The sequence below is a fragment of the Planosporangium thailandense genome, from assembly GCF_011947195.1.
Taxonomy (GTDB): domain Bacteria; phylum Actinomycetota; class Actinomycetes; order Mycobacteriales; family Micromonosporaceae; genus Planosporangium; species Planosporangium thailandense.
Map to the genome: position 1 here is coordinate 359,186 of NZ_JAATVY010000003.1, position 25,061 is coordinate 384,246.

Below are 25,061 nucleotides of genomic sequence, written 5' to 3' on the forward strand. Positions count from 1 at the left end.
GCGCGGTTGCCGGGGGCGGCTAACCTCGCTGCGAAATCCCGAACGGTTTTGTAGGAGGTCGGCGTGAGTTTTCCCGAGAGCGTGCTCACAAAGGACGAACACGTCGTCGCGCACCTGCATCCGCACTGGAAAGCGCTGATCAGACCGGTATTCGTGGTGCTCGTCGCGCTCGCCTTGGTTGTCGTGGCAGCGGTTTACCTTCCCACGACCGGCTGGGCGACCGCGGTTCTGTACGGCATCGGCGGCCTGGCGTTGATCGCCGTCGCCGCGCTGGCCTTCTGGCCGTGGCTGGTCTGGCGCACCACCCATTACGTGTTCACCAACGAACGGGTGATTCTGCGTATGGGCGTCGTCTCGCGTAGCGGCCGGGACATTCCGATCGGCCGGATCAACGACGTGTCGTTCTCACACGGGGTGATCGAGCGGATGCTCGGCTGCGGCACCCTCACGATCGAGTCGGCGGGGGAGCGGGGGCAGGTGGTGCTGACCGACATCCCGCACGTCGAGAAGATCCAGAGCGTCCTGTACGAGCTGGTCGAGGCGGACCGGGCCCGCCACACGTTCGACGAATCCGACCGCGACGCGATCGCCGACAGCCTCAGGGGCGACCGGCCGTAGGCGTTTCGACGTCGGACGCAGCGGCCCGGTGCCGGCCGGTCCCGGAGCGGAGATCGGTCATGGACGGCCGGCGGCGCTCAGTGGGTACGGGCGGTGTCGTGGCTGGGGTCCCCGTCGGCGTCCGCGGGCACCGGCAGGGGCGGGAACCCGGGTTCGGGGGCGTCAGCGGCGGTTGGCGCCTGCTTGAACACGATCGTCCGGTAGGTGAAGAACCGGAACAGGGTGGCGATGCAGATGCAGATCGCGGTCGCGATGTTGAACTCCAGCCGGTGTGACCGCTCGCTCAGGCCGATGCCGTACTTGAGCAGGCCGGTGCCGGCGGACTGGATGAGCAGCCCGACCATGTTGATGGCGAAGAACATCGTGTATTCGCGGTGCTGCGCCCCGCGTGGGCGGTCCTTGTAGGTCCAGTGCCGGTTGGCCAGGTAGGCCAGGTAGGTCGTGGCCAGGGTGGCGATGATGGTCGCCTTCACCGCGCCGATGAAGATCAGCGCGTTGAAGATGAGGAAGTACAGGACCAGGTTTCCCAGCCCGATTGCGCCGAATGCGATGGCTTCGGGAGCCAGGTGCTGGAAGCGTTGTGGCAAGAACCGAAGAAGGCGCACCAAGCCACTTTACGCCAGCAGTCAAGGCCCTGCGATTTGTGCGTGTGCGGCCGAGAGGTGCTCACCCGGTGCTCACCCGCGCCGGCTGACCGCGCTGTGTGTACGGAACACGAACCGTCGGTAGGACCAGAAGCGGAACAGGGTGCCGAGCGCCATGCCGACGACGTTGGCGCTGATGAGGTCGGCGACCTGGCTGGCGAACACCGGCCAGACCCGGCCGAGCAGGTAGTGGCTCGCGCCGAGGCAGGCCAGCCCGATGCCGAGGCCGACGACGTTGAAGATGAAGTAGAGGGCGTACTCGCGGTGCAGACCCGAGCGGGGCCGGTCGCGCCAGGTCCAGAACCGGTTGCCGATGAACGCGGCGGTCGCGGCGATCGTGGTCGACAGGGTCTTGGCGAGCAGCGGGTTCATCCCGGCGGACAGGGCGAGCTTCAGGATCACCGTGTCCATGACGAAGGTGACCGCTCCCACGACCCCGAACTTGCCCAGCTCCCGTACAAGACCTTCGAACCGGGCGACAAGGCCCCGGATCCCGCCGGGCGCGGCGGCTGCCGGGTGCGCCGACCCGGCGCTGGCCGGCTGGTCGGGTTCTACGCGGGATGAGGCACGCACCGGCCGAGGGTACGACACTTCGGTCGCCGCGAGGGTGGGCGTCATCGACGCGGGCCGTGTCGGTCGGGGGTGGCCGGCGATCAAGGCGCCGCGCCGCATTTGATCGATCGATGGCGATCTCGGTGATCGCTGTCGGGTGGGAGCCGTTCGGCGGCGCTCTCCGCTGTTTGCTTCAACAATTGCGCAAAGCTGCGTAATGACGCGGATAAACGCGCTGTATTGCGCGACGGCCCGTAAATTTTCGATTGCTTGTGCACTTTTTCACAAGTCCTCGCGGTGCCCTGACCTGCCCGCGGGCTTAACCTGAGGTCAACTCCCCGTATCCATTTCTTCTGCGGCTCCGCATCCCCCCGCGGGCTGGCGACGCGTTATTTGGGTACGAGGTCAGAGTCGACCGCAAGGAGATGAGCGATGAGTGCTCCGGCCACCGTCCCGGGGCTCGACCGGGCCCCGACAACCAACCCCCGGCTGCTGCGTTGGGTGCGCGAAGTAGCGGAGTTGACGACCCCCGACCGAGTGGTCTGGTGCGACGGCTCCGACGCCGAGTGGAACCGCCTGACCGACGAACTGGTCGAAGCCGGCACGCTGGTGCGTCTCAACTCCGAGCGCAAGCCGAACTCGTTCTGGGCGAGAACCGATCCATCGGACGTCGCGCGGGTCGAAGAGCGCACGTTCATCTGCTCGGTGGACTCCGCCGATGCCGGGCCGACCAACAACTGGATGGCCCCGGCCGAGATGAAGCGCATCATGACCGAGCTCTACCGCGGCTGCATGCGCGGGCGGACGATGTACGTCATCCCGTTCTGCATGGGCCCGCTGAACGCCACCGATCCGATGTTCGGGGTCGAGATCACCGACAGCCCGTACGTGGTCGCGAGCATGCGGATCATGACGCGGATGGGCACGAAGGTGCTCGAGGCCATGGGTGACGACGCCGAGTTCGTGCCGGCGCTGCACTCGATCGGCGCGCCGCTCGAACCGGGTGAGAAGGACGTGGCCTGGCCGTGCAGCGAGACCAAGTACATCTCGCACTTCCCCGAGACCCGGGAGATCTGGAGCTACGGCTCCGGGTACGGCGGCAACTCGCTGCTCGGCAAGAAGTGCTACTCGCTGCGTATCGCCAGCGTCATGGCGCGTGACGAGGGCTGGCTCGCCGAGCACATGCTGATCCTGAAGCTGACCAGCCCCGAGCAGAAGGTCTACTACGTCGCGGCGGCGTTCCCGAGCGCCTGTGGCAAGACCAACCTGGCGATGCTGGAGCCCACCGTCCCCGGCTGGAAGGTCGAGACGCTCGGCGACGACATCGCCTGGATGCGGTTCGGGCCCGACGGTCGCCTCTACGCGGTCAACCCCGAGTACGGCCTGTTCGGCGTCGCGCCCGGCACCGACTGGAAGACCAACCCCAACGCCATGCGTACGCTCGACCGGGGCAACTCGATCTTCACCAACGTCGCGCTGACCGACGACGGCGACATCTGGTGGGAGGGCATGGGTGAGCCGCCGGCGCACCTGACCGACTGGAAGGGCCGCGACTGGACGCCGGACTCCGGCGAGCTGTCCAGCCACCCCAACTCGCGGTTCTGCACGCCCATCACGCAGTGCCCGATCCTGGCGGACGAGTACGAGGACCCGCAGGGCGTGCCGATCTCGGCGATCCTCTTCGGCGGGCGCCGCAAGACCACGATCCCGCTGGTCACCGAGGCGCGTGACTGGACGCACGGCGTGTACATGGGCGCCACGCTGTCGAGCGAGACGACCGCTGCCGCCGTCGGCCAGGTCGGGGTGGTCCGTCGCGACCCGATGGCGATGCTGCCGTTCATCGGCTACAACGCCGGCGACTACTTCGGTCACTGGATCGAGATGGGCAAGGGGGCCGGAGACGGCGCGGGTGACCCGTCGCTGCTGCCTCGGATCTTCTACGTCAACTGGTTCCGGCGCGGCGAGGACGGTCGCTTCCTGTGGCCGGGCTTCGGCGAGAACTCCCGCGTCCTGAAGTGGATCATCGAGCGGATCGAGGGCCGCGCCGCCGCCGTGGAGACCCCGATCGGGTACGTCCCGACCGCGGACGCACTCGACGTCGACGGGCTCGACGTCACGCGTGAGGACCTCACCGAGGTGCTGCGCGTGGACCCGGAGGAGTGGAAGGCCGAGATTCCACAGGTCACCGAGTGGTTCTCGAAGTTCGGTGACAAGCTGCCGGGCGTACTCTGGGCTGAGCTGGACGCGTTGAAGGCCCGTCTCGGCGTGGAGTAGTGATCGGCGACTGGTCTGGGCCCCGCAGCTCAGCGCTGGGGCCCAGACCAGTCGGCTGTGACCTTCACGGGTCCTTCACGGTGCGGTCTCGTCGCGATTGACGGAAGGCGGATACTCTGCTCGCCGTGGGCCTGCGTGACCTGATCTACTCCCTGTACGAGCGGCGCCTGGCCGCCTGGCTCGTCGGCAAGCCGCATCCCCGCCACGTGGGGGTGCTGTGCGACGGTAACCGGCGCTGGGCCCGCGAAATGGGATACATCGATCCCAACGACGGTCACCGGGTGGGCGCGGCCCGCATCCGCGAGCTGCTGCGCTGGTGCGACCTGGCCGGCGTCGAGCACATCACGCTGTGGCTGCTGTCCACCGACAACCTCAGCCGGCCGGCCAGCGAGCTCGACCCGCTGCTTCAGATCATCGAGGACCTGGCGACCGAGCTGGCCGCGGACGGCAACCCGTGGCGGCTGCACATGGTCGGAGCGCTCGACATGCTGCCCGCCCCGCTCGCCGAGGCGCTCAAGGCGGCCGAGGAGCGCACCCTGGGGCGCAGCGGCGGCGCGCAGGTCAACATCGCGGTCGGGTACGGGGGCCGGCGCGAGATCGCCGACGCCGTCCGCGAGCTGCTGTTCGAGGCGGCCAAGGCCGGCAAGTCGCTGGAGGAGCTCGCCGAGACGCTCGAGGTCGACGACATCGCCGAGCATCTGTACACCAAGGGCCAGCCCGACCCCGACCTGATCATCCGGACCAGTGGGGAGCAGCGGCTGTCGGGCTTCATGCTCTGGCAGAGCGCCCACTCGGAGTTCTACTTCTGCGACGCGTACTGGCCCGGATTCCGCCGGGTCGACTTCCTCCGGGCCCTGCGCGCGTACGCCAGCCGCGAGCGCCGCTACGGCGCCTGAAACCGGGGGAGCACGGCGAACGACTCCCGCAGGAACGCGGGCACCGCGGCCGGGCCGGGCAGGTGCAGATCGGCGGCGGCGGCCACCTCCGCGCCCGTCTCCGGGTTGCCGACGGCCACGCGTACGCCCAGGAAGTCCGGGTCCACGGACTGCCGCTCGGAAAGCGCCCGGAACGCCGCCAGGTCACCCAGGTCGTCGCCGAAGTACCAGGCGCACGAGAAGTCTTCGATCTCCTCGGCCACCACGCTGCCCTTGTCGCGCGCGACCGCCGGCTTCAGCTCGATCACCATCCGGCCCTCCTGCGCGCGCAGCCCGTGCCGGTCGGCCTGGGCCTGTGCCCACGCGTGCACGGTGTCGCGCAGCTCGGGGGCGCTGCGGTAGTGCAGCGCCACGGACAGTCGCTTGAACTCCACCAGCACCGCACCCGGCAGCTCGCGCCGGGCCTGCTCGGCCAGCTGCGCCACGATGCCGGCGTACGGCAGCGCGGGCGGGTAGGTGACGGTCTCGCCGGGCACGTACTGGCTCTCCAGCCCGTACAGTCCGTGCAGCGTCAGCGGAACACCGGGGAAGCGGCTGCGCAGGAAGTCCACGGGGCGCGCCGACACCAGGCTCACCCGGCGGACCCGCGTGGTGAGCTCCGTGATCGTCTCCAGCACGTCGGGTGCGACCTGGACGGCGTCGGGGTCGGCCTGGATCGGGGCCAGCGTGCCGTCGAAATCGAAGAAGAACACGCAGTCGTCGGCGCGTGCGGCGGTCGCCGTGAATGTCACTGCCGGTCCGGTGGGCTGCTCGTGTTCGCCGGGTACGGCCCGCTGGCCGCAGTGCTCGTCGGCCGTTTCAAGGGGAGGCATGTCCTCAGCCTAGGTGCGTCAAATGGGCCCACACCTCCCATCCCGGGTGAGTGAACGATGAAGCTCTGGTGTGTCACCGCTGGCCGAAATCGCGGATGCCGCATACCTTCTCAGGTGTGGACCGGGGGCTTCTCGGGCCACCCGGGAGGCCCGGAATAGCGCGCGAGCTGCCACGGGGCCAACACCCGCCCCCGTGCCGGGCGACGGACGGCTGCCGATTGTGGGCGCCGGGGTGACGCCCGCCGGGAGTTGCTCGTGACCGAACGATCCCGCTCCGCCAAGAAGACTTCCGCCTCGAAGACCTCCGCCTCGAAGACCTCCGCCTCGTCGCCCGGCCAACGGTCGCAGTCGACGGGGCGTTCTCGTACCTCCCGCCGGACGGGCGTGGCCGTCTCCGGCGGCGAGGAGGGGCCGGTACGCCACACCTTCGTCCTCGACACGTCGGTCCTGCTCTCCGACCCCGGTGCCTACCTGCGCTTCGCCGAGCACGAGGTGGTCATCCCGCTGGTGGTGATCTCCGAACTGGAAGGCAAGCGGCACCATCCCGAGCTCGGCTACTTCGCCCGCCGGTCGCTGCGCTTCCTCGACGAGCTCCGCGTCAAGCACGGACGGCTCGATCAGCCGCTGCCCGTCACCGACGTCGGCGGCACGCTGCGCGTCGAGCTCAACCACGCCAACCCTGACGTCCTGCCGCCCGGCTTCCGCGCCGAGACCAACGACGCCCGCATCCTGTCCGTGGCGCTCGGCCTGGCCCGCGAGGGCGCCGACGTGACCCTGGTGACCAAGGACATGCCGCTGCGGGTCAAGGCGGCCGCGGTGGGGCTTTCGACCGACGAGTACCGCCACGGCCAGGCGGCCGACCCGACCTGGACCGGCATGGCCGAGCTGGAGATCTCGGCTGAGGACGTGGCCAGGCTGTACGGGGGCGAGACGCTCCAGCTCGACGGCGCCGGCGACCTGCCCTGCCACACCGGGCTGGTGCTGCACTCGAGCAACGGGTCCGCGCTGGGGCGCGTCGGCCCGGACAAGGCCGTCCGGCTGGTACGCGGCGACCGGGAGGCGTTCGGGGTGCGAGGACGCTCGGCGGAGCAGCGCATCGCGCTCGACGTGCTGCTCGACGACTCGGTGGGGATCGTGTCGCTGGGCGGCCGGGCCGGCACCGGCAAGTCGGCGCTCGCGCTGTGCGCCGGACTCGAGCAGGTGATGGAGCGCCGGCGGCACAAGAAGGTGATCGTGTTCCGGCCGCTGTACGCCGTGGGCGGCCAGGAGCTGGGCTACCTGCCGGGCAACGAGGCGGAGAAGATGTCGCCCTGGGGCCAGGCGGTCTACGACACCCTCGGTGCGTTGGTGCACGACAACGTCATGGAGGAGATCGCGGCGCGCGGGATGCTCGAGGTGCTCCCGCTGACCCACATCCGGGGGCGCAGCCTGCACGACGCGTTCGTGATCGTCGATGAGGCGCAGTCGCTGGAGCGGGGAGTGCTGCTCACGGTGCTTTCCCGGATCGGCCAGAACTCGCGGGTGGTGCTGACGCACGACGTTGCGCAGCGTGACAACCTGCGGGTCGGTCGGCACGACGGCGTCGCGGCCGTCATCGAGGTGCTGAAGGGGCATCCGATGTTCGCCCACGTGACGCTGACCAGGTCGGAGCGTTCCCAGATCGCCGAGGTGGTCACCGATCTGCTGGAGGATCTGCCGTTTGCACGGTGAATTGCCCCATTTTGTACTGTGACGTGGCCCACAAATCCTCATGCGGGCTTCGTGCCCGGGCTTGATCTACGCGAGGGTAACCGTCGGCGCGCGACATCGAGCCCGGATGATGGTCGTCCCTGGGGGGTCGGCCGAACGGCCAGCGATGTGCCCGTCCTGTCGTGACGGGGCCCTGCGGAGCCACCGCGGCGGTAGCGTGCGCGTAGCTGTCCGGCGGACGAAGGGAACCGTCTGTGGTCCGACTGTGGCATCGGCTCGGTGGCTTTCGGGCCCTGTCCGCCGTCCTGCTCGTCGCGGGCGTGGCGGCCGGAGCCCAGTTGAGCACGGCCCGCCAGGCCCAGGAGCGGATGATCAAGGCGGCCCAGATCGCGGCGGCCGAGCGGGACGACCAGCGCGCGGCAGCCGCCGAGCGGCAGCGGATCCTCGCCGTGTCCCGCGCGGCCCAGCGCGCGGCCCAGGCTGAAGCGGACGCCGCGGCGTCGGCCGCCGCGTCCGCTGCCGCCGCCTCCGCGTCCGCCAGCCCTTCGCCGCAGGTGAAGCCCAGCGCGAGCCCGTCGGCGAGCGCCAAGCCGTCGCCGTCGCCGTTCGGCCCGATCCCCACCTCGTGCTCGCAGTACACCGGGAACGTCGCGATCGGATGCACGCTGCTGCTGCAGGCCGGCTACGGACTCGACCAGATGCCGTGCCTGAAGAACATCTGGATGAAGGAGAGCGGCTGGCGGACGACCGCCGGCCGGACCGGCGGCGCATACGGCATCCCGCAGGCCAACCCGGGCAGCAAGATGTCGTCGGCGGGGTCGGACTGGCAGACCAACCCGGCCACCCAGATCAAGTGGGGCCTCGGCTACATCAAGAGCAAGTACGGCAGCCCGTGCGGCGCGTGGTCGTACTGGCAGGGCCACAGCTACTACTGACGTGAACGTGTCGCGGCGCGCCGGTAGCGGTCACGACGGTCGACCTGGTACCACGGGTTGGTGACCACAGACGAACCGGCCGGATCGTTGCCTGCCGATCCGCAGCGCGATCCCGAACGCTTCGGCGGGGAAGCGTTCTACGCCTCGATCGGTCGTGCGTTCGTGGCGATGTGCGCGTTCGTGCCGGTCCTGTTCGGAATCCAGCTGATCGACAATCTCACGGGGCACCGGCTCCAGCGCGACGGCGGCATCCAGCCGCACGCCGTCCAGGGTCTCGACGGCGTCGTCCTGGCGCCCCTGCTGCACGCCAGCTTCGAGCACGTGACGGCCAACAGCGTGCCACTGATCCTGCTCGGCACGTTCGTCCTCGCGGCCGGGACCAAGCGGTTCATCGCGGCCACGGTCTTCATCGCGCTGGTGAGCGGGCTCGGCGTGTGGTTCATCGGTGACCCTCGGACGGTCGTCGTGGGCGCGAGCGGGGTCATCTTCGGGTACTTCGGGCTGCTGGTCGTACGGGGCGTCGTCGAACGCTCCTGGTGGAACATCGCCGTCGCGCTGCTGATCGGGCTGCTGTACGGCTGGCAACTGGTCGGGGTGCTGCCGGGCATCGACTCGAAGATCTCGTGGCAGGGTCACCTGTGCGGACTGGTCGGCGGCGCGGTCGCGGCGGTGCTCTTCCGGCGGCGCAGACGGCGTCCGGGTACGCCGGTCACCACGGCCGGTGACGGTGACACGCTGAGCCTGCCGGTTTCCTGAAATCGCGCTAAAGCGTAGGTGAGCACCGTTGCCGGTGGGGAAGGGTGGCCCTACGTTCGACGACAACCGCTTGAGCCTCGACAGGAGCTTCAGTGATGCGCGAAATCGACGTGGCCATCGTGGGTGCCGGTCCTGCCGGGCTGTTCGCGGCGTACTATGCGGGCTTCCGAGGGCTGTCCGTGGCCGTGGTCGACGCGCTGCCGGAGCCGGGCGGCCAGGTCTCGGCGATGTACCCGGAGAAGGTCATCTACGACGTCGCCGGGTTTCCCGCCATCAAGGGTCGTGAGCTGGTCGCCAACCTGGTGGAACAGGCCGCGCAGTTCGCGCCGGAGTACCTGCTCGGGGTGCGGGCCGAGGATTTGTCCTACGTGGACGACAAGCCCCTGATCGCGCTGTCGAGTGGCGAGACGATGCACTGTGGCGCGATCATCATCACCGGTGGGATGGGCAGCTTCACCGCCCGGCCGCTGCCCGCGGCCGCCGGGTTCAGCGGTGCGGGCATCGTCTACTTCGTGCCGCGGCTCGCGGAGCTCGCCGACCAGGACGTGGTCATCGTCGGCGGGGGTGACTCCGCGTTCGACTGGGCGCTCTCGCTGTACCCGATCGCCAGGTCGGTCACGCTGGTGCACCGGCGCGACAAGTTCCGCGCCCACCCCGGCACCGTCGCCAAGGTCGAGCGGCTGGGTGTTCCGCTGATCGTCAACGCCGAGGTGTCCAAGATCCGAGGGAACGAGCGCGTCGAGGGCGTCGACGTGACGCTCCGGGGCGGCGAGACCCGCGAGCTTCCCGCGGACACCGTGGTCGCCGCGCTCGGCTTCACCGCCGATCTCGGCCCGCTCGCGACCTGGGGGCTCGACCTGGACAGGCGGCACATCCTCGTCGACCCGACGATGGCGACCAACCTGCCGCGCATCTTCGCGGCCGGCGACATCACGGAGTACCCGGGCAAGGTCCGTCTCATCGCGACCGGCTTCGGCGAGGCCGCGACGGCCGTCAACAACGCGGCCGTGGCGGTCGACCCGGCCGCGCATCTGTTCCCCGGTCACTCGTCCGACAACGGCTGACTCCTCCTCCGCGATCTTGGACAGTTGTGCGACCTATAGCTCGCACAACTGTCCAAGATCGCGGAGGAGGCGCTACCGTTGGCGGCCGTGGAGTCCGGTGTGCCCGAGTCGTTGTGGCTCGTGGAATCCCTGCTCAACTCCGTCGACGTGGAGAGCGGGCAGGACGATCTGAACTCGTTGCCGCGCTTCCGGCGCTGGCTGCGCGACCACGGTCGCGGGCCCGCCGCGGACGGCGCCACCGAGGCCGATCTGACCCTCGCCCGCGACCTGCGCGACGCCCTGCGGGACGAGCTGTCGGGTGGCGGCGACCGCGTGGGACTGGACCGGCTGGCGGGCGGGATCGCGCTGGCCGTGCGGTTCGCCCCGGACGGCCGGGCGGTGCTCGCTCCGGCTCAGGACGGCGTACGCGGGGTGCTGGGGGAGGTGCTCGCGGCGATCGTGCGTGCCGAGCACGAGGGCACCTGGTCCCGGCTGAAGGTCTGTTCGTCGAGCACCTGCCGGTGCGTTTACTACGACCGGTCCAAGAACGGTTCCCGGCGGTGGTGCTCGATGCGGATCTGCGGCAACCGCAGCAAGACCCGGACCTACCGGGAGCGCTCCGGCGCGTCCCCCACCACGTAGCGCCACCCTTCCTGCCAGTTGAACGGCGCGTCCACCAGGTCGTCGAGGGACCGGCCGTGCACCAGGTGCTCGAGCGCCCAGCGGTTGGCGGAGTGCGCGATGACGACGACCGTCCGCCCGTCCCACCACCGCACCAGGTCGGCGAGGAAGTCGCGGGTGCGGTCCACCACCCGCCGGTAGCTCTCCCCGCCGGGGAAAGGCGCGTCGATGCGGCGACGGCGCTCCGCGGCCACCGCCGCCACCGACGCTCCGTTGAGCCGGCCGTAGTCGCATTCGCGCAGCCTCGGGTCGAGGCGCACGGGGATGCCGCTGTCGCCGAAGGCGATCTCGGCGGTCTGTGCGGCGCGCCGGAGATCCGAGGCGAACACGACGGCCGGACTGTCGGCGCGGCGTCGCGTGCCCAGCTCCCGGGCCAGGTCACGCCCCCGATCCGACAGCTCACCCGGCAGCCAGCCGGTCGCGATGCCGGCCTCGTTGTCGGTGCTGATCGAGTGCGTCTCGTAGATGAGCTGCACGGTCACCCGGTCAGTCTGGCAGGCCGACCACCCGCGCCACCGCCCTCATCTGGTACGCGAAGAAGGCCGCCCGGTCCTCGATCACGTTGTTGAGCTGGCCGAACAGTTCGAAGCTCACCGCGCCGAACAGCTGGAGCCAGGCGGTCATCCCGCGCGCCATCAGGGCCGGCGGCACCTCGGCGCCGATCTGCTCGGCGACCGTGGTCAGCTCCGGGCGCAGCGATTCCGGCAGCGGCTCACCCGACTCGGCCGGGAGCCGCCCGGCGGCGTAGCCGTCGCGGAGGATGCCGCTGATGAGCACGGGTACCCGGCTGGCCGGTGGGATCGTGTCCTCGGGCGCGCGGTAGCCGGGGACCGGACTGCCGTAGATCAGCGCGTACTCGTGCGGGTTCGCCAGCGCCCAGTCGCGTACCGCGTGGCAGGTGGCCAGCCACCGGCCGAGCAGGTCGTCGCGGGCGACCTCCGCCTCGGCGCGCTCGGCGGCGGTGCCGAGCGCGTTGTACGCGTCGACGATCAGTGCGGTGAGCAGTTCGTCGCGGCTGGCGAAGTACCGGTAGATCGCCGACGACACCATGCCCAGCTCCCGGGCGATCGCCCGGAGTGAGAGGTCGGCGCCGTCGGCGGCGAGCTGCCGGCGGGCGGCGGCCTTGATTCCCTCGGTCATCTCGGCGCGTACGCGGGCGCGGATGGAAGCGGCGGTCATGGGATCAAGTGTGGCACAAAGCAGAGAGCGTCGACGCATTTTGAGAGCACTGCTCTTGACGTGTCGGTGGTCGCCGTGCGATCGTTCTGCTCAACAGAGAGCGGTGCTCTAAAGGGAGACCAGATGTCACTACATGTTGTCGTCGGTGCCGGCCCGATCGGGACCAAGGTCGCCACCCTCCTCGCCGACCAGGGCGAGCGGGTCAGGATCGTCACCCGCAGCGGCAGCGGGCCCGCGCGCCCGGAGGTCGAGCGGATCGCCGCCGACGCCGCGGACGCCGCCCGGCTCCGGGAGTTGACCGCCGGTGCGGCCGCCATCTACAACTGCGCCAACCCGCCGTACCACCGCTGGGCCACCGACTGGCCGCCGCTGGCCGCCTCGATGCTCGGCGCTGCCGAGGCCAGCGGCGCGGTGCTCGCCATCACCGGCAACCTGTACGGGTACGGGCCGGTCCGCGGTCCGATGACCGAGGACACGCCGCTCGCCGCGACCACCCGCAAGGGTCGGGTACGGATCAGGATGTGGCAGGACGCGCTCGCCGCCCACCGGGCCGGGCGGGTACGGGTGACCGAGGTGCGCGGCTCGGACTACATCGGGGCCGGCGCCGCTTCCATCTTCTCGGCGGTCATCCTGCCCGCCATGGCGAAAGGTCGGACGGCCTGGGTGCCGGCCGACCTCGACGCGCCGCACAGCTTCACGTACACCGGCGACATGGCGCGCATGCTGGTGACCGCGGCCCGCGACGAGCGCGCGTGGGGCCGGGCGTGGCACGCGCCGACCAATCCGGCGCTGTCGATCCGGGACCTGGCCCGGCGGTACTTCCGGGTGGCGGGACACCCCGGTGTGAAGGTGGCCGGCCTGCCGCGCGCGGCGCTGTACCTGGTCGCGCCGTTCAACCCGTTCGCGCGCGAGCTGATCGAGATGGACTACCAGTTCCGGGCGCCGTTCCTGCTCGACTCGTCGGCCGCCACCCGTACCTTCGGGCTGACCCCGACCGACCTGGACGCCGCGCTCAGCGAGGTGGCCGCCGCCGCCCGGTCATGACCGGTGCCGCGACGGCACCGCCGCGATGCCCACGGCGATCAGCGTGAGCACGATGCCGACCAGCGTCATGGCGCTCGGGCCGCCGGCGTGCGCGGGCGCCAGAAAGTCGATCACGGCCGCCGCTACCAGCTGACCGGCGATCGTGCCCAGGCTCAGCAGCAGGACGCCGGTGAAGCGCACCACCGACGCGGAGACCGCGATGAAGAAGACCCCGAGGATGCCGCCGAGGTACAGCCAGGGCTCGTGCGGCAGGCCGCCCGTCGGCCAGCCGCGGAGGGCCACCTCGACCGCGAACGCGATGAGCAGCGCCACCGTGCCGGCGAGGAAGTTGATGAACGCGGCCGGCAGGGCCATGCCGGCGTAGTGGCGTACCCGGCCGTTCATGGCCTGCTGCCAGGCGGTGCCGACGCCGGCGACGGAAGGCAGCACCGCCAGCGCCAGCAGGCTGGGTCGGGTGATCTGGTTGGACACGGCCACGAGCACGGCGCCGACGGTGACCAGTGCGCCGATCACCCGGGGCACGGTGAGCGGGTGGCGGCCGGTCGGGCCCAGCCCGAACCGGTCCACGGCCAGGCCGCTGATCGACTGGCCGGCCACGATGGCGACGCTGAACACCGCAACGCCGAGCACCGGCACCGAGACGCCCTGGCTCACGACGAGCAGCGCGCCGCAGGCCCCGCCGACCAGGTGCCACCAGCGCAGGTGGCCGGCGCGCAGCGCGTCTCGTACCCCGGTGAGGCCCTGGCGCGCCGGCGCGATCATGGGCGTCAGGACCGCGAGGACCACCAGACCGATACCGAACGAGATCACGGCGGCCGCGATCCCGTCGTGCAGCCGGGCGCCCAGTTCGCCGTTGATCCGCGACTGTACGGCGATCAATGCTCCGCAGCCCAGCGCCAGGATCACGCCGAGGGCGCGCCGGCCGGTCTCGGCCGAGTGGGTGGGTCCGGCTGGGGCGCTGACATCGGTACGGGCTGGGCGTTGCGAAGTGGTCACACCGAATCTTTCCACGCGGTCAGGACAATCCGCCGCGATTATGCAGGTCCCGGGCGGCGAGGCGTGCCCGGGACCCCCATGTCGTCAGGCCCGGTCGATCGGCGTGCCGTCGAAGTCGACCACCGAGTAGAGGTTGAGCTTCTCCAGGCGGTGGTAGGAGTCGATCACGCGGATCGTGCCGCTCTTGGAGCGCATCACGATCGACTGGGTGTACGCGCCGCCGGAGCGGTAGCGGACGCCGCGCAGCAGGTCGCCGCTGGTCACCCCGGTCGCGCAGAAGAAGATGTTCTCGCCCTTGACCAGGTCGTCGGTGGTCAGGACCCGGTCGAGGTCGTGCCCGGCCGCGAGCGCCTTCTCCCGCTCCGCCTCGTCGCGTGGCCACAGCTTGGCCTGCATCGCGCCGCCCATGCACTTGAGTGCGCAGGCTGTGATGATGCCCTCCGGCGTGCCGCCGATACCGACCAGCAGGTCGACCTCGCTCTCCTCACGGGCGGCGCTGATCGCGCCCGCGACGTCGCCGTCGGAGATGAACCGGATGCGCGCCCCGGTCTGGCGGATCTCGTGGACCAGTTTCTCGTGGCGCGGCCGGTCCAGGATGCAGACCGTGACGTCGGAGATGTTTCCGCGCTTGGCCTTCGCCACGCGGCGCAGGTTCTCCGCGATCGGCGCGTTGATGTCGATCACGTCGGCGGCGTCCGGTCCGACCGCGAGCTTCTCCATGTAGAAGACCGCGCTGGGGTCGAACATCGCCCCGCGCTCGGTCACCGCGAGGACGGCGATGGCGTTCGGCATACCCTTGCTCATCAGGGTGGTGCCGTCGATCGGGTCTACCGCGACGTCGACCTCCGCGCCGGTGCCGTCGCCGACCTGCTCGCCGTTGTACAGCATGGGGGCGTTGTCCTTCTCGCCCTCACCGATCACCACGACGCCGCGCATCGGCACCGAGTTGATCAGGCGGCGCATGGCGTCGACGGCCGCGCCGTCGCCGCCCTCCTTGTCGCCACGCCCCACCCAGCGGCCGGCGGCCATGGCTGCGGCCTCGGTGACGCGGACCAGGTCGAGCGCGAGGTTGCGATCCGGTTCCTGCGGCTTGCGGACGGGTGTGACGTTCGTTTCAGTCATGCGGCGCCTCCTGGTCCGTGGGCGGCAGTTGATGTCGCAATCCTGGCAGATCGTAGGAGTTAGCACTCGTTCGGGTGGCCCGCTTTGTCAGGCCGGACGGTCGATCAGGGAGTATGGAACCGTGCCACCAGCCAGCCCCGCCGCAGCGCCTCGACGTCTGGGCCGATCGCCCCGCGACATGGCGCTATCCCTGCTTGTCCTACTTGTGCCGATCATAGTCCTGCTGGGCGTGTACCGATTTCTCGGTGGAGAGAGCCCGACGGTGGTGGACCCGTCGTCGGCGTACGACGACGCCCGCGCCGCGCATGCCTTCCCGGTCACCGAACCGTCCGTACCGCCAGGGTGGAAGCCCGTCAGCGCGGTGTTCCGCCGCAGCGACCCGGGCGCCGTGCTGCGGGTCGGTTACCGCAGCCCGACCGGTGGGACCGCGCAGCTGCTGGAGAGCAACGTCCCGACCGGTGTGCTGGTCGCCTCGGAGCTGGGCACCGGCGCCCGCGACGAGGGTGCGGTGAGCCTCGACGGGCAGGAGTGGCACCGCTACACGTCATCGAGCGGCGAGCTCGCGTACGTGCACAGTCAGCCGGACCGGACGGTGCTCGTCGTGGGGCGCACGAGCGACACCGAACTGGCCCAGCTCGCGACGGCGGTACCTGAGCGGTAACCGCCGCCGCGAGCGCTGTTCGGCTGTGCTGCTCGGTCTACTGCTCGGCTGTGCTACTCGGCGCCGGCGCTACTCGGCGTCGGCGCGGGCGGCATCCAGCCGGGCCCGGGCCCCGTCGAGCCACTGCTGGCAGACGGTCGCGAGCTGCTCACCGCGCTCCCACAGGGCCAGCGACTCCTCGAGCGTGCTGCCACCGGCTTCGAGCTTCTCGACCACCGCCGCCAGCTCGGCGCGGGCCTGTTCGTAGCTCAGTTCAGGGGTACTCATGACCCAGCCACACTACGGGACACGAAGACGACCTCGTCGATCGTGTCGAACCCGACGCGCCGGTAGATGCGCTCCTGGGGCTCGCCCGCCGGCGTGAGGAACGCCGTGGCGGCCCCGGCACGGTGCGCTTCCCGCGTCAGGTACGCGGTGATCGCCGCTCCGACGCCCCGGTTGCGGAACGCCGCGCGTACCGCGATGCCGCCGATCTCGCCGACGCCGTCCGAGATCGGTGTGCAGATCCCGCCGCCGGCCGGTTCCCCGGTGACCGCGTGGCGGGCGAGTACCGCCAGCCCGCCTGCCGCAAGTTGCCGCCGGTAACCGGCCACGTCCGCGTCGCCGGTCGGCTCGGCCTCGCCGAACGCCTCGCGCTGAGCGTTGATCATGTCGCGGAACTCCTGGTCGGTCGCGGGCGTCACCAGCTCGATGTCGTCCGGAACCGGCTGGTCGGTCACACCGCCGTCCGCGCAGGCCATCAGCGGGAGCCGGTCGGTGACGGTGAAGCCGCCCGCCAGCAGCGCCGCCTCCACGTCGGGCGCGAGCTTGGGCAGGTACTCCAGCCGGGGGATCAGCCCGCGGCGGGAGTACGCGGTGACCAGGGCGGCGACGTCGTCGCGGGTCGGCCGTGCGCCGCCGTGGGGGATGGCGTAATTGAGGAACGGGTTGCCGCTTTCGCGGGAGAACGTGGCCAGGAACGGCCCGATCTGTTCGGTGTCGCGATCGGCGGCCGCGGTGCGGCGAATGTGCGCCTGGATGAGAGCAGACACTTCTGCTGATTGCCTTTCGAGAGTTTGTGGGCATGCACGATCGGCCCGCCGCTACGCGTACGGGCGCGGAATGGCGCGGTCGCCGCTAGAACCGGACGGCGGCGCCGTGACGGAAGCGACGGGGCATAAGGCGCTCCTGGTGCTCGTGCGTGCCCGACTCTCGGGCCTGCCGCGTGATCATGTCAGAGTGCGGCGGCGGTCGCAGCCGGATTTCAGCCCTCCACGGTGGCGGCCAGCTCGCCGCCGGCGAGGCGTACCCGCAGCCGGTCACCCTCGGCGACCTCGTCGGGCGCCCGGACCACCGCGCCGTCGGGGCGCTGCACGATCGCGTACCCCCGCTGCAGCGTCGCCGCCGGGGACAGCGCCCGAAGCCGGGCCAGGGTGTGGGCCAGTTCGCCGTCGGCGCGGTCGAGCCGGTGACCGACGTAGCGGGTGGCCCGGTCGCGAAGCGCCCTGATCTCGGCCTCCCGCTGGTCGACCATGGCCTCGGGGCGGGCGAGCACCGGCCGGCTGCGGACGGCGTCGAGGCGGTGCTGTTCGCGGTCGAGCAGTTGGCTGACGCTGCGCCGCAGTCGCTGCCGGGCCTGGCCGATCAACCGCACCTCCTCGGCGAGGTCGGGCACGATCCGTTTCGCCGCGTCGGTCGGGGTCGACGCGCGCAGATCCGCCACGTAGTCGACCAGCGGGGTGTCGGTCTCGTGGCCGATCGCGGACACGACCGGGGTACGGCAGGCGAAGACCGCCCGGCACAGCGCCTCGTCGGAGAAGGGGAGCAGGTCCTCGATCGAGCCACCGCCGCGAGCGATCACGATCACGTCGACGGTCTCGTCGCGGTCGAGGGCGGTCAGCGCGTCCAGGATCTGCGGTACGGCGGTGGGCCCCTGTACCGCGACGTTGATGATCCGGAAGTCGACCGCCGGCCAGCGCCGCCGCGCGTTGGTGCACACGTCGCGCTCGGCCGCGCTGGCCCGGCCGGTGATGAGGCCGATGCGCCGGGGCAGGAAGGGCAGCCGCCGCTTGCGTGCCCGGTCGAACAGCCCCTCGGCGTTGAGCATCTTCTTCAGGTGCTCGATGCGGGCGAGCAGCTCACCGACGCCGACCTGGCGGATCTCGTCGGCACGCAGGCTGAACGTGCCCCGGCCGGGGAAGAAGTCCGGCTTGGCGTGCACGACGATGCGGGCCCCGTCGACGAGGTTGGGTGCGCCCGAGTCGAGGACGTCACGGTTGGTGGTGACCGTGAGGCTGAGGTCGGCCGACGGGTCGCGGAGCGTGAGGAAGACCGTAGTGGCGCCGGGCCGACGGCTGATCTGCGCGACCTGGCCGTCCACCCACACCCAGCCCAGCCTGCCGATCCACGCCGCGATCTTCTGGCTGACCACGCGTACCGGCCATGGGTTTTCGGGGGTTGTCGTGGGCGCTTCAGTCACGGGCATCAGGGTACGGGTGGCCCGAGTCACGGGGCCGGTTAACCACGGCCTCGTACGATGGGCAGGTGACCGATACCCCGAAGCGCGTCCTGCTCGCCAAGCCCCGCGGCTACTGCGCCGGCGTCGACCGCGCCGTGCAAACCGTGGAGGAGGCCCTCAAGCTGTACGGGCCGCCGATCTACGTGCGCAAGGAGATCGTGCACAACCGGCACGTGGTCGCCACGCTGCAGGCGAAGGGCGCCGTCTTCGTGGAGGAGAACGAGGAGGTCCCGGAGGGCTCGATCGTCGTCTTCTCCGCGCACGGGGTGGCTCCGGAGGTGCACGAGCAGGCCCGGGCGCGGTCGTTGAAGGCGATCGACGCGACCTGCCCGCTGGTGACCAAGGTGCACCAGGAGGCCCGCCGCTTCGCCGCCGCCGACTACGACATCCTGCTGATCGGTCACGAGGGGCACGAAGAGGTCATCGGTACGACCGGCGAGGCCCCGGCGAACATCCAGCTCGTCGACGGCCCGGACGCGGTCGACAAGGTCACCGTCCGGGACCCGTCCAAGGTGGTCTGGCTGTCCCAGACGACCCTGTCGGTGGACGAGACCCTCGAGACCGTCGACCGGCTCAAGCGCAAGCTGCCCCTGCTGGTGTCGCCGCCGAGCGACGACATCTGCTACGCCACCTCCAACCGCCAGGACGCGGTCAAGACGATCGCGCCCTCGTGCGACGTCGTCATCGTGGTCGGGTCGCAGAACTCGTCGAACTCGCAGCGGCTGCGCGAGGTCGCGGTGGACGCGGGGGCGCGTGCCGCGTACCTCGTCGACTACGCCAGCGAGATCCGCGACGAGTGGCTGGAAGGCGCCTCGACCGTGGGGCTCACGTCCGGCGCTTCGGTGCCCGACGAGCTGGTCATGGAGGTCCTCGACCTGCTCACCGAGCGCGGTTTCGGCGAGGTGGCGGAGGTGTCCACGGCGGACGAGAAGCTGACCTTCTCGCTGCCGCAGGAGCTGAAGCGGGACATGAAGGCGGCCAAGGCGACGCGCGCCGGCGAGGCCGCCGCGCTGGCGGCTCATCCTCTTTCGTGATCACGGAACTTTCGGGAGCTGTGGGACCTAACACTGTCCGGGCGGCTGCGGCCCGACGTGTACGCCGAGCTTCCGCTCGCCGACGCCGCGCGGGCGCACGAGATCATCGAAGCGCGGTCCAACCTCGGCAAGGTCGTCCTGCGCCCGTAGCGCCCCGCGTCGAGTCAGCCGAGGCAGTCGAGGCAGTCGAGGCAGCAGAATGTGCAACATTGCTGCTTCCCGACGCGCCGAGGCAGCAATGTTGCACATATTGCGCGGATCTTGGGCTATGAGGCCGGCGGGTCGTCGCGGCGCAGCTCGGCCAGCAGCGAGGCGTACTCGCTGTCGACCAGCTCCGGCGCCTGCAGGTGGCGCGGCGTTACCTCGACCTGCCCCGGCGCGTCCAGCTCGTCGGCGGAGACCCCCAGCTCGCTGAGGCGGCGGGCGCTGACCAGTACGCGTGACTCCAGCGACCCGATCGCCTTGTTGTACGCGGTCACCGCGCCGCCCAGGGACGTGCCCACCTTCGCCAGGTGGTCGCCCATGGTCGACAGGCGCGCGTACAGCTCCTTGCCGAGCGTGTGCACGGCGTGGGCGTTGCGGGCCAGCGACTCCTGCCGCCACGCGTACGCGACCGTGCGCAGCAGCGCGACGAGCGTGGCCGGCGTGGCGAGGACGACGTTGCGGGCGAACGCGTACTCCAGCAGCGTCGGGTCGCGTTGCAGCGCCGCGTCGAGGAACGGGTCGGCCGGCATGAACAGCACCACGAACTCGGGCGCCGACTGGAAGGCCGACCAGTACGCCTTCGTCGACAGCGTGTCGACGTGCGCGCGTACGTGCTTGGCGTGCGCGGCGAGGTACCCGTTGCGGGTGGTCTCGTCGCGCGCCTCCATCGCGGCCAGGTACGCCTCGAACGGCGCCTTGGCGTCGACGACGACCTGGCGCCCGCCGTGCAGGCGTACGACCAGGTCCGGGCGGATCCCACCGGCGTCGGTGGAGGCGCTGACCTGCTCGGAGAAGTCGCAGTGCTCCAGCATGCCGGCGGCTTCGACGATCCGGCGCAGTTGGTGCTCGCCCCAGCGCCCGCGTACCTGCGGGGCGCGCAGGGCGGCGACCAGCTGCTTGGTCTCGGTACGCAGCTCGCTGGAGACCTCGGACATGCCCTTCACCTGCTGGCGCAGGCCCTCGTAGGCGGCGACGCGGTCGCGCTCCAGCTCGGCGACCCGCTGCTCGTAGCGCAGCAGGGCCTCCCGCAGCGGCGCGACGGCGTCGGCCACCGCGTCCTGCGTCTGCGCGCTCGCCTCGAAGCTGAGCGCCCGCAGGGACTGTTCCAGGCGCGCCTCGCCTTCCTTGGTGGCCCGGAGCGTGGCATCGAGGCGGGCGATGTCCGCCGACGACTTGGTACGGGCCAGCAGCCACCCGAGGGCGGCACCGACGAGGAGACCGACGAAGAGGAGAAGAACCGCCACGATCGTCAGCATGCCGTACGACGCGCCGTGACACGTGTAGGTACCGTCGTACTAATGGGTCGGTTCCGGGTTTGGGCCGCTCGCCGGTGACGTGTGTGGGAGTCGTCGTGGTTTTCTCGTGGTTCGGGCGCAAGCGGCGCGCCCAGCAGCTCGCCGACGCGCGGGAAGAGGCCCTGCGCTGGTACGAGCGGCTCGGCGGCCAGATCATGAACCTGTCGGCCGGCGACAGCCCGGCCGCCAAGCAGGCACTGGTCGACGCCGGGGAGCGCTACAACGCCGCCGGCGCCCAGCTCGACCGGGCCACCACGCCCAAGCAGTTCGAGCTGGCCCGCGAGACCGCCCTGGAGGGGCTGGCCTACGTACGCGGGGCGCGGACCGCCCTGGGGCTCGACCCCGGTCCGGACCTTCCGCCGCTGGCCGGCCAGCGCGCCGCCGGCCAGCTCACCAAGGAGCGCGAGGTCGAGGTGCAGGGCCAGCACGTCAAGGCCGGGCCGCAGCCGACCAGCGACACGCCGTACTACTACCCGGGCGGGATGGTGGGCGGCCGGCCGGTGCCGTCCGGCTGGTACTCGCAGCCGCTGTGGAAGACCGCGCTCGCCGCGGGCGCCGGTGCCGTCGGCTCGATGCTGCTCTTCGACGCGCTGTTCAGCCCGTCGTGGGGCGACCCCGGCTACGGGTACGGCTATGACTCCGGCTTCGAACAGGGCCTGGAGTACGCCGACCAGCACGGCTGGGACCCGGGCGGGGACGGCGGATACGACGGCGGCTACGACAACGGTGGTGGCGGCTCGGATGCCGACTTCGGCGGCGACTTCGGTGGCGGCGACTGGGGCGGTGGTGACTGGGGCGGCGGCGACTTCGGAGATTTCGGGGACTTCTGATCGCCTTGTCCACAGCTGGACATTGACCGTTGTGCGCCGTCGACGCGACGGCGCAGAGTCGGTTCATGTCCCTGCCGGATCTGCTGGTGACCCAGGACGGCCTCGTCCACCGCGATCAGCTTGCCCGGCTCGGCGTCACCCGCGCGGCGCTGCGTCGACGGCTGCGCGCCGGCGTCTGGAGTGAAGCGCTCCCCGGGGTGTACTCGTCGTCGCGCGGCCGGCTCACGCCTCGCCAGCGGTGGATCGCCGCGTGCCTGTACGCCGGGCACGGCGCCGCGCTCACCGGCCGGGCGGCGCTGCGGCTGCACGGTGTCGCCTGTGTGCCCGGCGACCCGTACGTGCGGGTGCTCGTGCCGCACGGCCGGCAGGTCCGGTCAGTGGAGTTCGTGTGCGTGCACCGCACCCGGCGCCCCGACCCGTACGCGGAGACGGCGACGGTGATCCGGGTCTGCTCGCTGAGCCGGGCCGTCGTCGACGCCGGCCGGTGGTGCCGGGACCTGCCCGCCATCCGGGCGCTGGTCGAGGAGGTCGTGCGCGGTCACCTGGTCGACGTGGCGGCGCTGCGCCGTGAGCTGGATCAGGGCCCGAGCGCGGGCAGCGCGCTGCTGCGGCTCGTGCTCGACGAGGCAGCTTCGTGGCCAGCCAACTGAAGACGGGGCTAGAACGCGCAGGCCACCACCAGTGCGTCGGTACGCCCGGGCAGTAGGTCGAGCCGGCCGATCCCGCCGGCCGCGCGCAGGTCGGTCTCGGCCAACGCCACCAGGTCGAGCTGCTCGGCCGGGCCCAGCACCTCCGCCAGCGGCACCGGTGTCTTCATCGACACCTGCCGGTCGGTCTTGGCGCGGCGCACCTGGTGCAGCGCCTCGCCGGTGACGGTGAGCAGGGCGCTGTCGCCGATCACGCCGCCCAGCTCCCGGGCCGACGGCCACGGCGCCTGGTGCACCGAGCCGTAGCGCCACCAGGACCAGACCTCCTCGGTCACGTACGGCAGGACCGGCGCGAACAGCCGCAGCTGTATCGACAGCGCGAGCGCCAGCGCGGCCCGGGCCGACGTCGAGCCGGCGTACGCGCGGTCTTTCACCAGCTCGATGTAGTCGTCGCAGAAGGTCCAGAAGAAGCGCTCGGCCGCGGCGAGCGCGCCGGTGTGGTCGTACCCGTCGAGCGCGGCCGTCGCCGCCTCGACGGTGGCCGCCAGCGTGGCGAGCAGCGACCGGTCGAGCGGCTCGGTCACCGCCTCGACGCCGGCGCGGATCGCCGCCGCCGCGCCCAGCCCGAGCACGAACCGGGAGGCGTTGAGCAGCTTCGTCGCCAGCCGCCGGCCGACGCGGATCTGGCCCTCGTCGAACGTGAGGTCCGTGCCGGGACGGCCGGTGGCGGCCCAGTACCGCACCGCGTCGGCGCCGTACCGCTCCAGCATCTCGACGGCGGGGTTGGCGCCGCCCTTCGACTTCGACATCTTCTTGCGGTCCGGGTCGAGGATCCAGCCGGAGACGACGGCGGTCTGCCACGGCAGAACGCCCGCCTCCAGGTGGGAGCGGACCAGGGTCGAGAACAGCCAGGTACGGATGATTTCGTGGGCCTGCGGCCGCAGGTGCATGGGGTAGACCCGGTTGAACAGGTCGGGGTCGCGTTCCCAGCCGCTGGCGATCTGCGGGGTGAGCGACGACGTGGCCCAGGTGTCCATCACGTCCGGATCAGCGACGAAGCCGCCGGGCTCGCCGCGCTGCCACTCCGCGTACCCGTCGGGGGCCTCGCTGGCCGGGTCCACGGGCAGCCGGTGTTCGGGCGGGGTCAGCGGATGCGCGTAGTCGACCGACCCGTCGGCGCCGACCGGGTACCACACCGGAATGGGCACACCGAAGAAGCGCTGGCGGCTGATCAGCCAGTCGCCGGTCAGGCCGGCGACCCAGTGCTCGTACCGGTGGCGCATGTGCTCGGGGACCCAGCGCAGCTCACGGCCGCGCTCCAGCAGCTTCTCGCGCAGTTCGAGGTCGCGTCCGCCGTTGCCCAGGTACCACTGGCGCGAGGTCACGATCTCCAGCGGCAGGTCGCCCTTCTCGTAGAATTTCACCGGGTGGGTGATCGGCACCGGTTCGCCGACGAGGTCACCGCGCTCGGCGAGCAGCTCCACGATCCGGCGGCGGGCCTGGGAGACGGTGCGACCGGGCAGCTCCGCGTAGGCGGAAGCGTCCACGCCGGGCGGCGGCTCGGGCAGCAGCCGGCCGTCGCGGCCGACGACCGTCCGGGTCGGCAGCTTCAGGTCGCGCCACCAGGTCACGTCCGTCACGTCGCCGAACGTGCAGACCATCGCGATGCCCGTACCTTTGTCGGGTGCCGCGAGCGGGTGCGCGTGGACCGTGACCTCCACGTCGAACAGTGGGGTCCGGACGGTCTTCCCGACGAGGCCCGCGTAGCGGGGGTCGTCGGGGTGGCACACCAGCGCGACGCAGGCCGGCAGCAGCTCCGGCCGGGTGGTGTCGACGAGGATCTCGCCGAACCTCAACCGGTGCATGGCGCCCGGCCGTTCCCGGTCCTCCAGCTCGGCCTGGGCCACGGCGGTGGAGTAGGTCACGTCCCAGAGCGTCGGCGCCTCGGCGAGGTACATCTCCCCGCGGGCGAGGTTGCGCAGGAACGCCCGCTGGCTGGCGACCCGGGCGTCGTGACCGATCGTCGTGTACCGGTAGTTCCAGTCCACCGACAGGCCGAGCCGGCGCCACATCTGCTCGTACGCCTTCTCGTCCTCGGCGGTGAGCCGCTCGCACAGCTCGATGAAGTTGCGCCGGGAGACGCGGACCCACTCGCCGGTCGGCTGGAACGCCGGGTCGTACGGTAGTGATGGATCACATCGGATCTTGAAGTGGTTCTGCACCCGGCGTTCGGTGGGCAGTCCGTTGTCGTCCCAGCCCATCGGGTAGAACACCGCCCTGCCGCGCATGCGTTGGAAGCGGGCCACGATGTCGGTGTGGGTGTACGAGAAGAGGTGCCCCATGTGCAGCTCGCCGGATACGGTCGGCGGCGGCGTGTCGATCGCGTAGACGCTCGCCCGGCTCCTCGTCCGGTCGAACGCGTACGTGCCGTCGTCCTGCCAGCGGCGCGACCACTTCTCCTCGAGCCCGTCCAACGCAGGACTCGACTGGTCTGGGCCGCCACGCGATGCTCGCGGGCCAGACCGGTCGGAGGGGATGCGGTGCGCCGCACGCTCCGGATCCGTCATGGGCGAATCGTATGCGTGCTCCCGGCCGGCGCCGTACCGATTTAGA

26 protein-coding genes are annotated in these 25,061 nt (G+C 70.9%); 14 read left to right on the plus strand and 12 right to left on the minus strand.

The genetic code is table 11. From position 1 onward, the window contains the following. Positions 1 to 63: 63 nt before the first annotated feature. Positions 64 to 618 carry a PH domain-containing protein gene (locus tag HC031_RS07135; RefSeq protein ID WP_167924349.1) on the plus strand — a complete coding sequence of 185 codons (555 nt, stop codon included), beginning with the start codon at positions 64 to 66 and terminating at the stop codon, positions 616 to 618. A gap of 77 nt (positions 619 to 695) precedes the next feature. Here the strand turns inward: HC031_RS07135 and HC031_RS07140 are convergent, their stop codons facing one another. Together HC031_RS07140 and HC031_RS07145 are read right to left on the minus strand one after the other, a co-directional pair. Then, a complete protein-coding gene (locus HC031_RS07140; protein ID WP_167924350.1) occupies positions 696 to 1,223 on the minus strand; it encodes a GtrA family protein in 528 nt (175 codons plus the stop codon). Positions 1,224 to 1,295: 72 nt separating this feature from the next. Continuing rightward, positions 1,296 to 1,835 carry a GtrA family protein gene (locus tag HC031_RS07145; RefSeq protein WP_338090514.1) on the minus strand — a complete coding sequence of 180 codons (540 nt, stop codon included), beginning with the start codon at positions 1,833 to 1,835 and terminating at the stop codon, positions 1,296 to 1,298. A gap of 411 nt (positions 1,836 to 2,246) precedes the next feature. Here HC031_RS07145 and HC031_RS07150 point away from each other — a divergent pair, with 411 nt between their 5' ends. Together HC031_RS07150 and HC031_RS07155 are read left to right on the plus strand one after the other, a co-directional pair. Further along, positions 2,247 to 4,088: a phosphoenolpyruvate carboxykinase (GTP) gene (locus HC031_RS07150; RefSeq protein WP_167924352.1), complete on the plus strand. Its 1,842-nt coding sequence runs from the start codon at positions 2,247 to 2,249 to the stop codon at positions 4,086 to 4,088. Positions 4,089 to 4,213: 125 nt separating this feature from the next. Further along, the gene (locus tag HC031_RS07155; RefSeq protein ID WP_167924353.1) at positions 4,214 to 4,984 is read left to right on the plus strand and encodes an isoprenyl transferase; all 771 of its coding nucleotides are present in this window, start codon (positions 4,214 to 4,216) and stop codon (positions 4,982 to 4,984) included. On the opposite strand, the gene otsB is transcribed toward HC031_RS07155, so the two are convergent. Next, positions 4,972 to 5,835 carry a trehalose-phosphatase gene (gene otsB, locus HC031_RS07160; RefSeq protein ID WP_167924354.1) on the minus strand — a complete coding sequence of 288 codons (864 nt, stop codon included), beginning with the start codon at positions 5,833 to 5,835 and terminating at the stop codon, positions 4,972 to 4,974. The genes HC031_RS07155 and otsB overlap by 13 nt on opposite strands. Before the next feature lie 384 nt (positions 5,836 to 6,219). Here otsB and HC031_RS07165 point away from each other — a divergent pair, with 384 nt between their 5' ends. The 5 genes from HC031_RS07165 to HC031_RS07185 all read left to right on the plus strand — a co-directional run bounded on the left by HC031_RS07165 (position 6,220) and on the right by HC031_RS07185 (position 10,900). Beyond that, a complete protein-coding gene (locus tag HC031_RS07165) occupies positions 6,220 to 7,545 on the plus strand; it encodes a PhoH family protein (protein WP_338090531.1) in 1,326 nt (441 codons plus the stop codon). Positions 7,546 to 7,778: 233 nt separating this feature from the next. Further along, a complete protein-coding gene (locus HC031_RS07170) occupies positions 7,779 to 8,459 on the plus strand; it encodes an aggregation-promoting factor C-terminal-like domain-containing protein (protein ID WP_167924356.1) in 681 nt (226 codons plus the stop codon). Between the two features lie 60 nt (positions 8,460 to 8,519). Then, positions 8,520 to 9,215 (plus strand): rhomboid family intramembrane serine protease, encoded by a 696-nt coding sequence (locus tag HC031_RS07175; protein WP_338090515.1) that lies wholly within the window; start codon positions 8,520 to 8,522, stop codon positions 9,213 to 9,215. Between the two features lie 95 nt (positions 9,216 to 9,310). Next, entirely contained in the window at positions 9,311 to 10,279 is a 969-nt protein-coding gene (locus HC031_RS07180) for an NAD(P)/FAD-dependent oxidoreductase (protein ID WP_167924357.1), read from the plus strand. 87 nt (positions 10,280 to 10,366) lie between these two features. Next, positions 10,367 to 10,900, plus strand: a complete 534-nt coding sequence (locus HC031_RS07185) for a CGNR zinc finger domain-containing protein (RefSeq protein ID WP_167924358.1) — start codon at positions 10,367 to 10,369, stop codon at positions 10,898 to 10,900. Here the strand turns inward: HC031_RS07185 and HC031_RS07190 are convergent. Next, positions 10,864 to 11,421, minus strand: coding sequence for a histidine phosphatase family protein (locus tag HC031_RS07190; RefSeq protein WP_167924359.1), 558 nt, complete (start codon positions 11,419 to 11,421; stop codon positions 10,864 to 10,866). The two genes, HC031_RS07185 and HC031_RS07190, sit on opposite strands and share 37 nt — an antisense overlap. Positions 11,422 to 11,425: 4 nt before the next feature. Further along, positions 11,426 to 12,118 (minus strand): TetR/AcrR family transcriptional regulator, encoded by a 693-nt coding sequence (locus HC031_RS07195; protein ID WP_167924360.1) that lies wholly within the window; start codon positions 12,116 to 12,118, stop codon positions 11,426 to 11,428. A 123-nt stretch (positions 12,119 to 12,241) separates the two neighbouring features. Between HC031_RS07195 and HC031_RS07200 the strand changes: the two genes are divergently transcribed. Then, positions 12,242 to 13,162: an NAD-dependent epimerase/dehydratase family protein gene (locus tag HC031_RS07200; RefSeq protein WP_167924361.1), complete on the plus strand. Its 921-nt coding sequence runs from the start codon at positions 12,242 to 12,244 to the stop codon at positions 13,160 to 13,162. Here HC031_RS07200 and HC031_RS07205 read toward each other — a convergent pair. Both HC031_RS07205 and glpX read right to left on the minus strand, forming a co-directional pair. Beyond that, a complete protein-coding gene (locus HC031_RS07205) occupies positions 13,157 to 14,068 on the minus strand; it encodes a DMT family transporter (RefSeq protein WP_338090532.1) in 912 nt (303 codons plus the stop codon). The two genes, HC031_RS07200 and HC031_RS07205, sit on opposite strands and share 6 nt — an antisense overlap. A gap of 174 nt (positions 14,069 to 14,242) precedes the next feature. Next, positions 14,243 to 15,280: a class II fructose-bisphosphatase gene (gene glpX, locus HC031_RS07210; RefSeq protein ID WP_167924363.1), complete on the minus strand. Its 1,038-nt coding sequence runs from the start codon at positions 15,278 to 15,280 to the stop codon at positions 14,243 to 14,245. Between the two features lie 31 nt (positions 15,281 to 15,311). Between glpX and HC031_RS07215 the strand changes: the two genes are divergently transcribed. Beyond that, on the plus strand, positions 15,312 to 15,941 hold the full coding sequence (locus HC031_RS07215; RefSeq protein ID WP_277349648.1) for a DUF4245 domain-containing protein: 630 nt from the start codon (positions 15,312 to 15,314) through the stop codon (positions 15,939 to 15,941). A 69-nt stretch (positions 15,942 to 16,010) separates the two neighbouring features. Here the strand turns inward: HC031_RS07215 and HC031_RS07220 are convergent, their stop codons facing one another. The 3 genes from HC031_RS07220 to xseA all read right to left on the minus strand — a co-directional run bounded on the left by HC031_RS07220 (position 16,011) and on the right by xseA (position 18,399). Continuing rightward, on the minus strand, positions 16,011 to 16,208 hold the full coding sequence (locus HC031_RS07220; protein ID WP_167924365.1) for an exodeoxyribonuclease VII small subunit: 198 nt from the start codon (positions 16,206 to 16,208) through the stop codon (positions 16,011 to 16,013). Continuing rightward, positions 16,205 to 16,972 carry a GNAT family N-acetyltransferase gene (locus tag HC031_RS34285; protein WP_167924366.1) on the minus strand — a complete coding sequence of 256 codons (768 nt, stop codon included), beginning with the start codon at positions 16,970 to 16,972 and terminating at the stop codon, positions 16,205 to 16,207. Before HC031_RS34285 ends, HC031_RS07220 begins: the two co-directional genes overlap by 4 nt. Before the next feature lie 212 nt (positions 16,973 to 17,184). Further along, entirely contained in the window at positions 17,185 to 18,399 is a 1,215-nt protein-coding gene (gene xseA / locus HC031_RS07230; protein ID WP_338090516.1) for an exodeoxyribonuclease VII large subunit, read from the minus strand. A 65-nt stretch (positions 18,400 to 18,464) separates the two neighbouring features. On the opposite strand from xseA, the gene HC031_RS07235 reads away from it, so the two are divergent. Both HC031_RS07235 and HC031_RS07240 read left to right on the plus strand, forming a co-directional pair. Further along, positions 18,465 to 19,472, plus strand: a complete 1,008-nt coding sequence (locus HC031_RS07235; protein WP_338090517.1) for a 4-hydroxy-3-methylbut-2-enyl diphosphate reductase — start codon at positions 18,465 to 18,467, stop codon at positions 19,470 to 19,472. An 18-nt stretch (positions 19,473 to 19,490) separates the two neighbouring features. Beyond that, positions 19,491 to 19,622: a zinc-binding dehydrogenase gene (locus HC031_RS07240; RefSeq protein WP_167924498.1), complete on the plus strand. Its 132-nt coding sequence runs from the start codon at positions 19,491 to 19,493 to the stop codon at positions 19,620 to 19,622. Positions 19,623 to 19,738: 116 nt separating this feature from the next. Here HC031_RS07240 and HC031_RS07245 read toward each other — a convergent pair whose 3' ends face one another. Then, positions 19,739 to 20,920 carry a DNA recombination protein RmuC gene (locus HC031_RS07245; protein WP_420813601.1) on the minus strand — a complete coding sequence of 394 codons (1,182 nt, stop codon included), beginning with the start codon at positions 20,918 to 20,920 and terminating at the stop codon, positions 19,739 to 19,741. 107 nt (positions 20,921 to 21,027) lie between these two features. On the opposite strand from HC031_RS07245, the gene HC031_RS07250 reads away from it, so the two are divergent. Then, complete coding sequence (locus tag HC031_RS07250) at positions 21,028 to 21,801, plus strand: hypothetical protein (RefSeq protein WP_338090518.1); 774 nt, start codon at positions 21,028 to 21,030, stop codon at positions 21,799 to 21,801. A gap of 65 nt (positions 21,802 to 21,866) precedes the next feature. Next, positions 21,867 to 22,451 carry a type IV toxin-antitoxin system AbiEi family antitoxin domain-containing protein gene (locus tag HC031_RS07255; protein ID WP_167924371.1) on the plus strand — a complete coding sequence of 195 codons (585 nt, stop codon included), beginning with the start codon at positions 21,867 to 21,869 and terminating at the stop codon, positions 22,449 to 22,451. 8 nt (positions 22,452 to 22,459) lie between these two features. Here the strand turns inward: HC031_RS07255 and valS are convergent, their stop codons facing one another. Further along, complete coding sequence (gene valS, locus HC031_RS07260) at positions 22,460 to 25,015, minus strand: valine--tRNA ligase (protein ID WP_167924372.1); 2,556 nt, start codon at positions 25,013 to 25,015, stop codon at positions 22,460 to 22,462. Positions 25,016 to 25,061 lie beyond the last annotated feature (46 nt).

Bases quoted from the DNA above. Each gene is read 5' to 3' on its own strand.
- HC031_RS07150 (WP_167924352.1), top strand. From the start codon at position 2,247: ATGAGTGCTCCGGCCACCGTCCCGGGGCTCGACCGGGCCCCGACAACC.
- otsB (WP_167924354.1), bottom strand. From the start codon at position 5,835: ATGCCTCCCCTTGAAACGGCCGACGAGCACTGCGGCCAGCGGGCCGTA.
- HC031_RS07180 (WP_167924357.1), top strand. From the start codon at position 9,311: ATGCGCGAAATCGACGTGGCCATCGTGGGTGCCGGTCCTGCCGGGCTG.
- HC031_RS07195 (WP_167924360.1), bottom strand. From the start codon at position 12,118: ATGACCGCCGCTTCCATCCGCGCCCGCGTACGCGCCGAGATGACCGAG.
- HC031_RS07200 (WP_167924361.1), top strand. From the start codon at position 12,242: ATGTCACTACATGTTGTCGTCGGTGCCGGCCCGATCGGGACCAAGGTC.
- glpX (WP_167924363.1), bottom strand. From the start codon at position 15,280: ATGACTGAAACGAACGTCACACCCGTCCGCAAGCCGCAGGAACCGGAT.
- HC031_RS07215 (WP_277349648.1), top strand. From the start codon at position 15,312: ATGTCGCAATCCTGGCAGATCGTAGGAGTTAGCACTCGTTCGGGTGGC.
- HC031_RS07220 (WP_167924365.1), bottom strand. From the start codon at position 16,208: ATGAGTACCCCTGAACTGAGCTACGAACAGGCCCGCGCCGAGCTGGCG.
- HC031_RS07255 (WP_167924371.1), top strand. From the start codon at position 21,867: ATGTCCCTGCCGGATCTGCTGGTGACCCAGGACGGCCTCGTCCACCGC.
- valS (WP_167924372.1), bottom strand. From the start codon at position 25,015: ATGACGGATCCGGAGCGTGCGGCGCACCGCATCCCCTCCGACCGGTCT.